Origin of the sequence: Thioalkalivibrio sp. ALE31, assembly GCF_000377405.1 — a bacterium.
In the GTDB taxonomy this organism is placed as follows: Bacteria; Pseudomonadota; Gammaproteobacteria; order Ectothiorhodospirales; family Ectothiorhodospiraceae; genus Thioalkalivibrio.
On record NZ_KB905020.1, the window covers coordinates 709,263 to 722,930 of the forward strand.

16 protein-coding genes are annotated in these 13,668 nt (G+C 68.9%); 10 read left to right on the plus strand and 6 right to left on the minus strand.

The features are described from left to right. Window positions 1–4 precede the first annotated feature (4 nt). The 5 genes from D103_RS0103290 to D103_RS0103310 all read left to right on the plus strand — a co-directional run bounded on the left by D103_RS0103290 (window position 5) and on the right by D103_RS0103310 (window position 4,624). Window positions 5–409, plus strand: a complete 405-nt coding sequence (locus D103_RS0103290; RefSeq protein WP_018867836.1) for a DUF302 domain-containing protein — start codon at window positions 5–7, stop codon at window positions 407–409. Between the two features lie 181 nt (window positions 410–590). After that, window positions 591–1,700, plus strand: coding sequence for a glycolate oxidase subunit GlcE (gene glcE, locus D103_RS0103295; protein ID WP_026280249.1), 1,110 nt, complete (start codon window positions 591–593; stop codon window positions 1,698–1,700). A 4-nt stretch (window positions 1,701–1,704) separates the two neighbouring features. Then, complete coding sequence (gene glcF, locus D103_RS0103300; RefSeq protein ID WP_018875816.1) at window positions 1,705–2,970, plus strand: glycolate oxidase subunit GlcF; 1,266 nt, start codon at window positions 1,705–1,707, stop codon at window positions 2,968–2,970. Between the two features lie 64 nt (window positions 2,971–3,034). Then, complete coding sequence (locus tag D103_RS0103305; protein ID WP_026280250.1) at window positions 3,035–4,219, plus strand: alanine--glyoxylate aminotransferase family protein; 1,185 nt, start codon at window positions 3,035–3,037, stop codon at window positions 4,217–4,219. Between the two features lie 75 nt (window positions 4,220–4,294). Then, the gene (locus D103_RS0103310; RefSeq protein ID WP_018867840.1) at window positions 4,295–4,624 is read left to right on the plus strand and encodes a hypothetical protein; all 330 of its coding nucleotides are present in this window, start codon (window positions 4,295–4,297) and stop codon (window positions 4,622–4,624) included. A gap of 147 nt (window positions 4,625–4,771) precedes the next feature. On the opposite strand, the gene D103_RS0103315 is transcribed toward D103_RS0103310, so the two are convergent. The 6 genes from D103_RS0103315 to D103_RS0103340 all read right to left on the minus strand — a co-directional run bounded on the left by D103_RS0103315 (window position 4,772) and on the right by D103_RS0103340 (window position 10,859). Continuing rightward, entirely contained in the window at window positions 4,772–5,302 is a 531-nt protein-coding gene (locus D103_RS0103315) for a phosphatase PAP2 family protein (RefSeq protein WP_026280251.1), read from the minus strand. Beyond that, window positions 5,277–6,512, minus strand: a complete 1,236-nt coding sequence (locus tag D103_RS0103320; protein ID WP_018875819.1) for a glycosyltransferase family 1 protein — start codon at window positions 6,510–6,512, stop codon at window positions 5,277–5,279. Before D103_RS0103320 ends, D103_RS0103315 begins: the two co-directional genes overlap by 26 nt. Window positions 6,513–6,538: 26 nt before the next feature. Further along, the gene (locus D103_RS0103325) at window positions 6,539–7,282 is read right to left on the minus strand and encodes a 1-acyl-sn-glycerol-3-phosphate acyltransferase (RefSeq protein ID WP_018875820.1); all 744 of its coding nucleotides are present in this window, start codon (window positions 7,280–7,282) and stop codon (window positions 6,539–6,541) included. A gap of 4 nt (window positions 7,283–7,286) precedes the next feature. Beyond that, window positions 7,287–8,102 (minus strand): GNAT family N-acetyltransferase, encoded by an 816-nt coding sequence (locus D103_RS0103330; RefSeq protein ID WP_018875821.1) that lies wholly within the window; start codon window positions 8,100–8,102, stop codon window positions 7,287–7,289. A gap of 157 nt (window positions 8,103–8,259) precedes the next feature. Further along, window positions 8,260–8,673, minus strand: a complete 414-nt coding sequence (locus tag D103_RS0103335; protein WP_018867845.1) for a rhodanese-like domain-containing protein — start codon at window positions 8,671–8,673, stop codon at window positions 8,260–8,262. 152 nt (window positions 8,674–8,825) lie between these two features. Continuing rightward, a complete protein-coding gene (locus D103_RS0103340; protein ID WP_018875822.1) occupies window positions 8,826–10,859 on the minus strand; it encodes a thioredoxin domain-containing protein in 2,034 nt (677 codons plus the stop codon). Window positions 10,860–10,960: 101 nt separating this feature from the next. Here D103_RS0103340 and lgt point away from each other — a divergent pair, with 101 nt between their 5' ends. From lgt to D103_RS0103360, 5 genes are read left to right on the plus strand one after another with little or no spacing between them, the layout of a single operon-like run. Continuing rightward, window positions 10,961–11,776 (plus strand): prolipoprotein diacylglyceryl transferase, encoded by an 816-nt coding sequence (gene lgt / locus D103_RS0103345; protein ID WP_018867847.1) that lies wholly within the window; start codon window positions 10,961–10,963, stop codon window positions 11,774–11,776. Window position 11,777: 1 nt separating this feature from the next. Next, on the plus strand, window positions 11,778–12,596 hold the full coding sequence (locus D103_RS0103350; protein ID WP_018875823.1) for a thymidylate synthase: 819 nt from the start codon (window positions 11,778–11,780) through the stop codon (window positions 12,594–12,596). Between the two features lie 40 nt (window positions 12,597–12,636). After that, complete coding sequence (locus D103_RS13705) at window positions 12,637–12,843, plus strand: type II toxin-antitoxin system HicA family toxin (protein WP_018867849.1); 207 nt, start codon at window positions 12,637–12,639, stop codon at window positions 12,841–12,843. Then, window positions 12,843–13,058 carry a type II toxin-antitoxin system HicB family antitoxin gene (locus tag D103_RS0103355; protein WP_018867850.1) on the plus strand — a complete coding sequence of 72 codons (216 nt, stop codon included), beginning with the start codon at window positions 12,843–12,845 and terminating at the stop codon, window positions 13,056–13,058. Before D103_RS13705 ends, D103_RS0103355 begins: the two co-directional genes overlap by 1 nt. Before the next feature lie 26 nt (window positions 13,059–13,084). Then, on the plus strand, window positions 13,085–13,579 hold the full coding sequence (locus D103_RS0103360; RefSeq protein WP_018875824.1) for a dihydrofolate reductase: 495 nt from the start codon (window positions 13,085–13,087) through the stop codon (window positions 13,577–13,579). The last annotated feature ends 89 nt before the right edge of the window (window positions 13,580–13,668 follow it).

Here is a 13,668-nt window from a genome sequence, read left to right on the forward strand (position 1 = left end):
CGCGATGGAACAACCTCAATACGGCTTCAACGTGATCGTGCCGGGCGCGATCGATCAGGTGATCGAGCGCACCACGGCCGCCCTGGGCGAGGAAGGCTTCGGCATTCTCAGCGAGATCGACGTGGCCGCGGCCTTCAAGAAGAAACTGGACCTGGATCATCGGGCCTACCGCATCCTCGGCGCCTGCAACCCGAACCTGGCCCGCCAGGCGATCGAGGCGGATCCGAACATCGGGCTGCTGCTGCCCTGCAACGTCCTGGTACAGGACAACGAGAACGGGACCTGCACGGTCGGCTTCATGGACCCGGTCGCGGTGATGGGTCTGGTCAACAAGCCCGGTGTCGAGGACCTTGCTCAAGATGTGCGGCATCGCCTGGAACGGGTACGCCTGACACTGGAGACGGGCTAGTGGGCCATGCGGGAAGTTCGGTGACGATGGAGCACAGCCAGAAGTGCCGGAGCAAGGCGGGCAAGTGCCGGAATAGCCACGCTATTTCAAACTTGCCCAACGCAGCGCCGGCGCTTCTGGCGAAGCGATCCGTTACCGAACTTTCCGCGTGGCCCGCTAGCCCCGGCCGCGCCCGTATCTGATGGAACCCGGAACCGACCAGTCCTTGCTACTGGCCGAGCGCATCCGTTCGGCCAGTGCAGCCGGCCACCGCCTGGCCATCACCGGCAGTGGCAGTCAGCGTGCCCTCGCGTTCCCCGAAGGATATCCGGCGGATGTGCAGCTGCTGGAGGCAGGCCGCCACCACGGCATCGTCAATCTGGCCCCCAGCGAGCTGGTGGTGACGGTGCGTGCCGGCACACCGGTGATGGAATTGCAGGCCGCGCTGGAAGAGGTCGGCATGATGCTGCCCTTCGAGCCGGCCATGCCCACCCCGTCCAGCACCGTAGGTGGCATGGTCGCCCTGGGGCTGTCCGGCGCGCGCCGCCCCTGGACCGCCAGTCTGCGCGACGCGCTGCTGGGTACACGCATCGTGAACGGCCGCGGCGAGATCCTGCGCTTCGGTGGCGAGGTCATGAAGAACGTCGCCGGCTTCGACGTCTCGCGCCTGATGGCGGGCAGCATGGGCAGTCTGGGCCTGCTGCTGGAAGCCAGCTTCAAGCTGCTCCCCGCCCCCGCCTACCAGGCCTGGCTGCGCCGCGAGGCCTCCGCGGCCGAATTCATCCAGCAGGCCCGGGACTGGGGACGCACCGCCCTGCCCTTCTCCGGCCTGGCCTGGGCCGACGGGATCACCCGGATCCGCCTGGGCGGTGGGCAGGAGGCCGTGCAGGAGGCCGCCGAGCGCCTGGGCGCGGATGCCGATCTGGAGGGTCCGCCCTTCTGGACCCGGCTGCGCGATCGTCACCTGCCGTTCCTGACCGGTTCGGTGACCGGCGACGAACGCCTGTGGCGTCTGAGCCTGCCGCCGGCGACCCCGCCCCTCGACCTGCCGGGCGAGTGGCTGATGAACTGGGGCGGCGGCGAGCGCTGGCTGCGCTCCAGCGCGGCCCCGGAAACGGTCCGCACGACGGTCGCAGACGCGGGCGGGCATGCCCGGCTGTGGCTGGGCAATCCCGCCGGCGGCACTTGGCTGCACCCGCGCCCCGCGCCGCACGCGCGCCTGGAAGGGGAAGTCCGCGCGGCGATGGACCCGGACGGGGTATTTTTCGCCCCACTGATTGCCCCCCATCCACGCCCCGCCCGGGCGAGCTGAGACTATGGAAACCCGCCTGCACCCCCGCTTCGAGAACGACCCGGCGGCGCGCATCGCCGAGGACGCGCTGCGCGCCTGTGTGCACTGCGGCTTCTGCAACGCGACCTGCCCGACCTATCAGGAACAGGGCGACGAGCTGGACGGCCCGCGCGGCCGGATCTACCAGATCAAGGAGGTCCTGGAGAGCGGCGAGGCCAATGCCACGACGCGCACCCATCTGGACCGCTGCCTGACCTGCCTCAACTGCATGACCACCTGCCCCTCCGGCGTGGACTACAACCACCTGGTGGCGGTGGGCCGCGAGGTCGTCGAGCGCGACCTCGACCGCCCCTGGCGCGAGCGGCTGCTGCGCGGCCTGCTGGCGCGCGCCCTGCCGGCGCGCTGGCCGTTCCGTCTGGCCCTCGGGCTGGGGCGTCTCGCCCGCCCGGCCCTGCCCGCGCGACTGAAGCGGCGCGTGCCGCCGCGCCAGGCCACCGAGACCGTACCCCGGCCCGCCAACGGTGCTGCGGGACCCGGCTTCCAGCATGGGCGCGTGCTGCTGCTGGGCGGCTGCGTGCATGACGCCATCGACGCCCGCATCAACGCGGCCCTGCGCCACCTGCTGGCCCGCCGCGGCGTCGAGGTAGTGGAGACCGGGGCGGCCCGCTGCTGTGGAGCGGTGGAACACCACCTGGCCTTCGAGGAACGGACCCGCGCCCGGGTCCGCGCCAACCTCGACGCCTGGGAACCGGTCCTGGAGCGCGGCGTCGACGCGGTCGTAAGCACCGCAAGTGGCTGCGGCGTGCTGCTACGCGACTACGGGCACATCCTGGCCGACGACCCGACGTACGCCGAGCGCGCGGCCCGGCTGGCGGCACGGGTTCGCGACCCGGTGGAACTGTTCGACGCCGAAAGCATCCGCGAGCTCGGAATCCGCGCACCGGCCGATCACCCACCAGTGGCCTGGCACGCCCCCTGTACCCTGCAACACGGCCAGGCCCTGCCCGGGCGCGTGGAACCGCTCCTGCAGGCCGCCGGTTTCAATCTGGTTCCGGTCATCGAGCCGCACCTGTGCTGCGGCTCTGCCGGCACCTACTCGATCCTGCAGCCGGAGATGGCAGGTCGGCTTCGCCAGCGCAAGCTGGACAACCTCGAGGCCGCGGGCCCCGCGCGCATCGTCACCGCCAACATCGGCTGCCAGACCCATCTGCAAAGTGGCACGGACACCCCGGTCGAGCACTGGCTCACGCTGCTCGAGCGCCACTGTCCGGCAACTCCCGCCGGTGCGTAGGGGCGCTTGCCCGCGCCCGGACGGCGATCTAGATTCCCCCTTTTCCAATCCGGTAGACGCATCCATGCAGGCAAAATCCTTTCTCCCCCCGCAGCGCACCCTGATGGGCCCCGGCCCCTCCGATGTGAACCCGCGTGTTCTGAGCGCGATGAGCCGCCCGATCATCGGCCACCTGGACCCGGTCTTCGTCGGCATGATGGAGGAGATGAAAGGCCTGCTGCAGTACGCCTTTCAGACCAACAACGCGCTGACCCTGCCGGTCTCCGCCCCCGGCTCCGCCGGCATGGAGACCTGCTTCGTGAACCTGGTCGAGCCGGGCGACAAGGTGATCGTCTGCATCAACGGCGTGTTCGGCACGCGCATGAAGGAAAACGTCGAGCGCTGTGGCGCCACTGCCGTGGTGGTGGAGGACGACTGGGGCGCCCCGGTCTCCCCGCAGAAGGTCGAGGACGCGCTGAAGGGCAACCCGGATGCGAAGATCCTGGCCTTCGTGCACGCCGAGACCTCCACCGGCGCGCGCTCGGATGTCGAGACCCTGTGCCGGCTGGCGCGCGAACACGACTGCCTGACCATCGTCGACTCGGTCACCGGCCTCGCCGGCAGCCCGCTGTACGTGGATGACTGGGGCGTGGACGCGATCTACTCCGGCTCGCAGAAGTGCCTGTCCTGCACCCCGGGCCTGTCGCCGGTCAGCTTCAGCGAGCGCGCGGTGGAACGCATCCAGGCGCGCAGCCACAAGGTCCAGAGCTGGTTCCTCGACCTGAACCTGGTCATGGGGTACTGGGGCGGCGGCGGCAAGCGCGCCTACCACCACACCGCCCCGATCAACGCCCTGTACGCCCTGCACGAATCGCTGGTAATCCTTGCCGAGGAAGGCCTGGAGAACAGCTGGTCGCGTCACTGCCGCCACCACGACGCCCTGCGCGCCGGCCTTGAGGCCATGGGCCTGAGCTTCCTGGTGGATGCCGAGCACCGCCTGCCGCAGCTCAATGCGGTGCACGTGCCCGAGGGCGTGGACGAGGCCGCGGTGCGCAGCGAACTACTGAACCGCTACGGCCTGGAGATCGGCGCCGGGCTGGGACCCTATGCCGGCAAGGTCTGGCGCATCGGCCTTATGGGCTACGGCGCCAACGAGAAGAACGTCCTGCTATGCCTGTCCGCGCTGGAGGCCGTGCTGGCCGACATGGGGGCCGTCACCCCCGGCCGCGCGATGCCCGCCGCCCGGGCCGCCTACGCGCAGCAGGGCTGAAGAACCCACCTATCACCGGCCGCCGCCGCGCCCCTGCGCGCTGGCGGCCCCGCGAGACCCAACGGGAGGCGCACCATGACGCTAAGCGAACTGCTGCAGTACCTGGATGAACACATGGACGGCGTGTTCCTGGACGGCGACCCTGCCGCGTCGCTGGAAAAGGCGCGTAGCGGCGAACACCGCAACCCCATCGCGGCCGAGGTCCTGGTCGCGCTGATGGACGGGGCCGGCGCCGACAGCCCGGACACCACCCTGGAGCGCGCCGAGGCGGTCAAGGCCATCGGCCCGACCCGCCTGAAGTACATGGGCGATGATGCACCCGTAGAGGGCTTCCGCCTGGTGGAGAAGACCATCGTCACCATCGACGCCGCCTACAACGAAGAGGCGCTCGCCTCCCGCGGCTGATCCCGCCCGCTAAGGTGTCATCCCGGAAACCGCGCAGCGGTTATCCGGGATCTCCGACGCCAGGGCAGATCAGGGCGATGGGGCATCCGCGACGCGGGGATCCCGGCGCTTCGCTGCGCTTCGGCCGGGATGACGAGAGGTGTTCCCCTAGAACAGCCCGGCGAGCCAGAGCACCGCGCCGGCCATCGAGGCCCCGATCAGCGCGCCAATGGCGACGTCGCTTGGATAGTGCAGCGCCAGTACCAGCCGCGAGGCGGCCACCAGCGCCGCGAACGGCACCACCAGCCAGGCCCAGACCGGGAACCACGCCACCAGGACCACGGTGAATCCCACCGCGTGCATGGTATGGCCGGAGGGGAAGCTGAACTCGTCCAGCGGGTCCACCGTCCGCGTGAACGGGCGATCACGGTGGCAGGGCCGCCGCCGGCTGGTGCGTCGCTTCAGCCACTTGTACACCGGCAGCGACGCCAGACCCACCACCGCCATCTGCAGGCTGACCCAAGCCGCCTGCGGCCCGTGCAGCAACGGCAGCACCAGCATCAGCGCATACCAGGCCACCCCGTCGCCCAGCCGGCTCACCCCGCCAAAGAATCCGCTGACGACACGGCGCCGGTTGTAGTGGTTGAACTGCCGGCAGACCGCCAGCTCCAGCTCATCCATCCATTGCAGGACTCGCATCGCGCCCCTCCTTGAGGATTCCCAGACACTGGGACTCGAACTCGGCCACCACCTCGACCCAGTCGAGCCCGCGGGCATGCGCTCGCGCCTGACGGCCCATCTCGCGCCAGGCCTCCGGATCCTGCGCGAGAGCGCCCGCCGCGCCGACGAAGGCGGCGGCATCCTCGGACGCCGTTCCCGTCAGCGGCACCCGGGCGCCACTCACGCCGCTGGTCACATGCTCGTGAGCCGCGGCCGAATCGAAGGCCAGCACCGGGAGCCCGCTCGCCATGGCCTCGATCACCACATTGCCGAAGGTCTCGGAAGTCGACGGAAACAGGAACAGATCGGCGCTGGCGTAGTGCTGTGCCAGGGCCTGGCCCACCTGCTGGCCGGTGAAGATCGCGTCCGGATTGGCCCGCTCCAGCTCCGTTCGCGAGGGGCCATCGCCGACCACCACCAGGCGCGCGTCGGGGCGCGCCGCCTGGATGGCGCGAAAGGCATCCACCACCAGGGCCAGATTCTTCTCCGGTGCCAGGCGTCCGACGTACAGCACGACCGATGTGGCGGTCGCCGCACCCCATTGCTGGCGCAGGCGCGATGACCGCCGCGCCGGGGTGAAACGCCGGGTATCCACGCCCCGCGCCATCACCCGCACGCGCTGGAATCCCTGCGCCGCCAGCGTGTGCGCCAGTGCCCCGGTCGGGGCCAGAGTCACGTCACAGCGGTTGTGGAAACGGCGCAGGACAGCGCGCACCAGCGGGGTCAGCCAGCCGACACCGTAGTAGCGGGCATAGCCGTCGAAATGGGTATGAAAACCCGAGGCGACCGGAATCCCGAGGCGCCGCGCCGCGCGCAGGGCCGCATGCCCCAGCGGACCCTCGGTGGCGATATACACGGCATCCGGGCGGTCCTCCGACCACAGGGCCTGCAGCCGGCGGCGCGCCGGGAGACCCATGCGCAGGCCGCTGTAGCCAGGCAGCGGCAGGCCCGCGAGCAGGTGGTCACACGCCACTGATTCGTCGCCCGCCCCGCAGGGGCGCGCCACCTCGCCCGGCTGGCGCGGGCGGGCGACCTGCACCCGGTGGCCACGCTCGCGCATCCCCTCGACCAGCCGCGCGAGGGTATGCGCCACGCCGTTAACCTCCGGCGGCCAGGTCTCGGTGACCAGCGCCAGATGCAGGCGTGTGCGGCAGGGGCCCGGGGACTCGATGTGCGGTTGCGACCACATGATGAATCCCCGTGCCGCGGCCGGCGCTATGCAGGCGAGCGATCGCTTTGGCGACCGGCTGGCGGTTCCAGTGGCAGGTCCAGCACGCGGACGATGGCCTCACGGGCACCGTCCGCCAGGCTGCGCCGGTCCTGGTCCGCGACTTCCAGCGGCGCCAGAAAATGCAGGTCCACACGCGTCTCGCGGCGGCACAGCAAGCGCCATACGTTGGGGATCAGGCGATCCCCGCCGGAATACGATACCGGAACCGCGCCGTCGGGCGCCCGCTCGTAGGCCAGCGCCACCGGCTGCACCGGATGCCGAGTGCCGGTGACGGCCGCGAACAGGCGCGGGTGGAAACGGCGCACGAACTCGCCCCGGCTGGTGGTCCCCTCCGGAAACACCACGAAGTGGCGGCCCTCGTCCAGGCCAGCCTGCATGGCCTCGACATGGGCGGAGGCCTGGTGCGCACCGCGCTCGATGAAGCGGGTGTCGTGCTGCCGGGCCAGCCAGCCGATGACCGGCCAGCGCGCGATCTCCGCCTTGGACAGGAAGCACGGGTCCAGCGCTGCCCCGATCAACGGGATATCCAGCCAGGAGACATGGTTGGAGACCACCAGCGACGGCCGCCGGGGCGGCTCGCCATGGATCCGGAAACGCACCCCCGCGATCCACAGGGCACGGTCGTACCAGGCCCGGCGGATGCGACTGCGCTCCTCGAAGTCGGCCTCGCGGCGGGCCATCCGCCAGGTCAGCCAGACCCCCGCCAGCATGTGCAGCACGATACGCATCAGCCTAGCCAGTGCCCGCAGTGTTCCGGTCATGTTCCGTTCCTCGGCTTGCAGGCGCCGCGGCGCCCAGGAAGTGCCGATGGTAACGGTCCGGCATGGCGCGCACATCCAGCAAGACGAGCACGTCGGCCACATTGAAATCGGGATCGAAACAGGCCTCGCCGCAGACCCGCGCGCCCAGGCGCAGGTAGGCCTTCAATAGCGGCGGCATACCGCTGCGGCTGGGCGTGCCGTGGCAGATGGTCAGGGCGTTGGGAAGCGGTCGGCGCGGGGTGACCCGCAGGCGCGACGGGGCCCGATGGAACATGCGCAGCCAGGCCAGCTGGGCCGGTGTCTGCTCGGTCAGGGGCAGGCTGGCGCAGCCCATCAGGTAGTCGTAGCGATGGGCATTCATGAAACGCGCCAGCCCGGTCCACAGTGCGTTGATGGCGCCGCCCTGGCGATGGTCCGCGCGCACGCAGGTACGACCGACCTCCAGAGTGCGCCCGGGCAGATTCATCAGCGGGCCCAGTTCGAATTCGGACAGCGAATAGAAACCGCCGGCCGTGCTCGCACTCTCTTCGGTCAGGATGCGCGTGCAGGCCACCACACCGCCCGAACGTCGGTCACGCACCAGCAGGTGATGACAGAAGGCGTCCAGCGGGTCACGATCCAGCCCCGAGGCGGTGTCCGGCAGCGCTACGCCCATCTCGCCGGCGAAAACCTCGTGGCGCAGGCGCTGGGCGGCTTCCAGATCCGCGGGGCTGGAAGCCAGATGGACGCGATAGGCAGTTTCGGCATCCGTGGAGGACACGGACAGGGAGCGAGGCGGTGCGGTCATGGTGGCGACCTCCGGTTGAACTGCCCCGGAGACTACGCCGCGCGCTTGACCATCCCGTGTAGAAACGATGACGGTCGGGTGAACCCGCCGTCGGATGCCCACCCGCAGAGGGTGGCATTGGGGGCGGAGGCACCAGCCCCCGCCCCGCGAGGCCGTGCTACGGCAGCTTGCCGGTGTAGGCGCCGGATTCGACCGGCAGGTCCTCGCCTTCCCAGCCCTTGATGCCACCGGCGATATTCACCACGTTGGTGAAGCCCATCTCCTGCAGCCGCTGCACGGACATCGCGGCGCGGCCGCCGGTCGCGCACATCACGGCCACCGGTTTCTCGCGGGCCTCCACCAAGGCGTCGATGCGGTGCGGGGTGTTGGGGTCGGCCGCGCCCTCCAGCAGGCCGCGCGGGACGAGGATGGAATTCGGCGCGTGCATCTTTTCGAACTCATAGGGTTCGCGCACGTCGACCACCAGCCAGTCCTCGCCCGCTTCCATCTTCTCGGCGAGATCCGCCGGGGCAATCTCCTTCACGTTCTTGCGTGCCTCGGCGACGAAATCCATCAGCTTCTTCTCGCTCATTCGAATCTTCCCTTTTGCAATGATCTGGATGTCTTTGTAGGAGCCTGCTTGCAGGCGAAGCCCCTGCCCATGTCGGAGTTTGGCAGGGGCTTCGCCTGCAAGCAGGCTCCTACCACCGGACGCATTCTACCGTGGGTACGCGACCCGGCGTTTCAACCCTGTGAGAGCGCGCTTTCCAGCGCCGCAGGGTCAGTCACCGGCGCCTCGCACTGCAGGCCGCGGCAGAGATAGGCACGCACACCCGTCTCCGGCGCGGCCTTCTCCGCCAGCGCAGCGGGCAGGTCGCCGGCATCGGCCGGGATCGCGAGGGCCCATACCGGAGCAGCCTGCGCCCGCAGGCGCTGCTGCCACGCGGGAAGTTCGTCCGCCGCCCCGCGCAGCACGACCAGGGCCGGCGGCTGATAGTGGATATCCAGCGCCATCAGCAGGCTCATGTGTCCCACCGGGGCCTGTTCGATCATCGGTCCGGCGTTGGCGAGGGTGCGCTCGGCCGCCTCGATATACCGTGGCTCGGCCAGCATGAACCCGAGCTTCTGCAAGGCCTGCGCCGCGACACCGTTGCCATTGGCCATGGCATCGTCGGAATACACTTTCGGGCGCTGGATCAGCGCCTCGTGATCGCCGGCGGTAAAGAAGAAACCGCCGTGCTCGCGGTCCTCGAATTCCGCCAGCAGGGTATCGGCCAGGGTGACGGCCCAGCCCAGCAGCTCGCTGTCCCATTCAGTCTCCAGCAACGCCAGCGTGGCCTCCAGCAACAGGGCGTGATCGTCGAGATAGGCGCGCGGCATCGCACCGGTGGCCCCCTCGCGCACGCTGGCGTACAGCCGTCCGTCGCGCCACAGGCGCTCACGCACGGCGGTCATCGCATCACGTGCCAGGTGCAGCCATTCCGGACGCCCCAGGGCGCGCGCGGCCCGCGCCAGCCCGGTGATCATCAGGGCATTCCAGGCGCCGAGGATCTTCTCGTCCCGGTGCGGTCGCACCCGCTCCGCGCGGGCCGTCAGCAGACGTTCCCGGGCCTGATCCAGCCGCCGGTTCACCTCCGCCTCGTCGATCCCCAGCGCCTCCGCGACGGTCGCCGGCGGCGCGACCTCGTGCAGATGCCAGCGTCCCTCGAAATTGGCCGGGCCGTTCAGCCCCCAGACGCGGCTGGCAACGGCCCATTCGACCTCCGGCAACAACGCCTCCACGGTGTCCGGATCCCAGACGTAGAAGCGTCCCTCCTCGCCCTCGGAGTCCGCGTCCAGACTCGAGTAGAACGCACCGGACCCATCCCGCATCTCGCGTTTCAGCCAGGCGACCGTCTGTTCCACCACCCGCCGGGCGCGGATATCGCCGCCGGCCGCACGCTCGGCGTAGAGCCCCAGCAGCGGGCCGTTGTCGTAGAGCATCTTCTCGAAGTGCGGGATCATCCAGCGGGCGTCTACCGAGTAACGACAGAAGCCACCCCCCGCCTGATCAAAGATGCCACCCGCGGCCATCGCGTCCAGGGTGCGCCCCAGCATGCGGTCGGCCTCGGCATCGCCATGGCGCGCCGCATGCCAGGCCAGCCACTCGAGCGAGGCCGGGTGCGGAAACTTGGGGGCATCCCCGAAGCCGCCAAACTGCTCGTCGAAGGTCTTCGCCAGTTCCGCGCGCCCCTTGTCGATGACACTGAGCGCCGGGATCGCGCCTCCGGCGGGGCGGTAGATCCGACCCAGCGCCTGCTGCAGCGATTCGTTCTGGCGCTGGATCTCGTCGGGGTGCTCGGCGAGGAAGTCGGCAACCCGCGTCATCAGATCCACGAACGATGGCAGGCCGTGGCGCGGGGTGCTCGGGAAGTAGGTCCCGGCAAAGAACGGCACCTGGTCGGGCGTCAGGAAGACGGTCAACGGCCAGCCCCCGGGACGCTGCGACAGCAGCATATGCGCGTTCTGGTAGATGCGGTCGAGATCCGGGCGCTCCTCGCGGTCCACCTTGATATTGACGAACCGCTCGTTCATCACCGCGGCGGTGTCCGGGTCCTCGAAGGACTCGTGCGCCATCACATGGCACCAGTGGCAGGCGGAGTAGCCGATCGACAGCAGGATCGGCTTGCCCTCGCGGCGGGCGCGTTCCAGCGCCTCCTCGCCCCAAGGGTACCAGTCCACGGGGTTGTCGGCGTGCTGCAACAGATAAGGGCTGCTGGCCCCGGCCAGTCGATTCATCGCGCGACCTCCTGGAAAGTGGATCCGACGACCCGCATGCAGGTGCATGCCGGCGCCCAGCCGGGTAGCATGTGCAGCCGGTTTTTCATCCGCAAGCGCCCATGCCCACACACCCGTTTATCGACCCGGTCGCGCTGTCCATCGGCCCGCTGACCCTGTACTGGTATGGCCTGATGTACCTGGTCGGCTTCATCGCCTTCTGGGCACTCGGCGTCTGGCGCACGCGCACCCGCGACTGGGACCCCCTGCACCCCTGGCAGGTCGGCGACCTGCTGTTCTGGGGCGTGGTCGGGGTCGTGGTCGGCGGACGGCTCGGCTATGCCCTGTTCTACAACCTGGACGCCACACTGGCCGACCCGGTGAGCCTGTTCCGCATCTGGGAAGGTGGCATGGCCTTCCACGGCGGACTCGCCGGGGTGCTGGTCACCTGCTGGCTGTATGCCCGCAAGATCGGCCAGCCGTTTTTCCGCCTGACCGACTTCATCGCCCCGCTGATCCCGATCGGCCTCGGCGCCGGCCGCATCGGCAACTGGATCAACGGCGAACTGTGGGGCAAGCCCACCGACCTGCCCTGGGCCATGGTCTTCCCGGCCGCGGACTACATCCCGCGCCACCCGTCGCAGTTGTACCAGGCCTTTCTCGAGGGGCTGGTGCTGTTCGTGGTGCTGTGGATCGTCTCGCGCCAGCCGCGCCGCACGGGCCTGATCTCCGGGCTGTTCCTGACGCTCTACGGCGGCTTCCGCTTTGCGATCGAGTTCGTCCGCGTGCCCGACGCCCACATCGGTTACCTTGCCTTCGACTGGCTGACCATGGGCCAGGTCCTGAGCCTGCCGGTTATCCTGTTCGGCGTGGCCCTGATCGTCTGGTCGCGGCGCAACCCGCTGCCCGCAGCCCGCCCGGCCCCGGAGGCCTCCTGAGATGCAGCAATACCTCGATCTGGTGCGGCACATCCGCGACCATGGCACGGATCGTCCGGACCGCACCGGTACCGGCACGCGCTCGGTGTTCGGCTACCAGATGCGGTTCGATCTGGCTGACGGCTTCCCGCTGGTAACCACCAAGCGCACTCACCTGCGCTCGGTGATCCACGAGTTGCTGTGGTTCATCGCCGGCGACACCAATATCCGCTACCTGCGCGACAACAAGGTCCGCATCTGGGACGAATGGGCAACCGAGGACGGCGACCTGGGCCCGATCTACGGCGCCCAGTGGCGCAACTGGGCCGGCCACGACCAGTTGGCCGAACTGGTCGACAACCTGCAGAACCGGCCGCATTCCCGGCGCCACATCATCAGCGCCTGGAACGTGGCCGATCTGCCCGACGAGTCCGTCTCGCCGCAGGCCAACGCGGCGGCCGGGCGCATGGCGCTGGCGCCCTGCCACACCCTGTTCCAGTTCTACGTGGCCGACGACCGCCTGTCCTGCCAGCTCTATCAGCGCAGCGCCGATGTCTTCCTCGGGGTGCCGTTCAACATCGCCAGTTACGCGCTGCTGACCCACATGCTCGCGCAGGTGGTCGGCCTGAAGCCGGGCGAATTCGTGCACACCTTCGGCGACGCCCATCTCTACCGCAACCACCAGGACCAGGTCGAAGAACTGCTCGGGCGCGAGCCGCTGCCGCTGCCGACCCTGCACCTGAACCCCGACGTCACCGACCTGTTCGCCTTCACCTTCGACGACATCGAGGTCCGCGACTACCAGTCCCACCCCCCGATCAAGGCCCCCATCGCCATCTGACTCCGCTACCCTCGCAAATGGATACCGGCAAGGAAGCCGAATGAAGATCAAGGAACTGATCAGATGCCTGGAACGCGATGGATGGGTTCAGGTTCGACAAAGAGGCAGCCACCGCCAATTCAAGCATCCAACGAAGCCGGGACTTGTAACCGTGGCGGGAAAACCTGATCTGGATATTCCCCCCGGAACACTGAACAATGCGCTGAAACAGGCGGGTCTCAAGGACAAAAACCCGAGGAGGCGATGATGAACTACACCGTGATCATCGAGGAAAGCGAGGATGGTTGGGGTGCATATGCGCCCGATCTGCCCGGCTGTATGGCCTCGGCGGCCAGCCGCGAAGAGGTCGTAACCCTAATCCGGGAGGCCATCAAGTTCCATCTCGAAGGCCTCCGGGAGCAAGGGGAGCCCATTCCCGAGCCGCACTGCCAGAGCGAAATCATTCAGGTCGACGCCGCCTGACCCATCCGCGATCGGACTATCTCTACATGCGCCAACCCGAGATCCACCTGATGGTCGCGCTCGATCCGGATCACGTGATCGGGCGCGACAACGACCTTCCCTGGCATTTGCCGAAGGACCTGCAGCACTTCAAGCGCGTGACCAACGGCCACCCAATGATCATGGGGCGGCGCACCTTCGAGTCCATCGGACGACCGCTACCGAAGCGGCGCAATCTGGTCCTGACCCGCCAGTCGGACTGGCGCGCCGACGGCGTCGAGGTCTACCCGGATCTGGACGCGGCCCTGGCCAGCATCGAGGCGGGCCCGGCCTTCGTGATCGGCGGCGCGGGTCTGTTCGAGGAGGCCCTGCCGCGCGCCGACGTGCTGCACCTGACCCGCGTGCACGAGCGCCACGCCGGGGATACGTACTTCCCCGCGATCGACCCCACGGACTGGGACGTCGTCTGGTCCGAACACCACGAGGCCGACGACCGCCACGCCTGCCCCTTCACCTTCGAACGCCTCGAACGCCGCCGCTGACCGCTCCCTGGCGCCCTTTTTGTTCACCACGAAGCACACGAAGGCACGAAGAAAAGCTAGGTCAAGGGCGTTAACAGGAAGATGAGAAG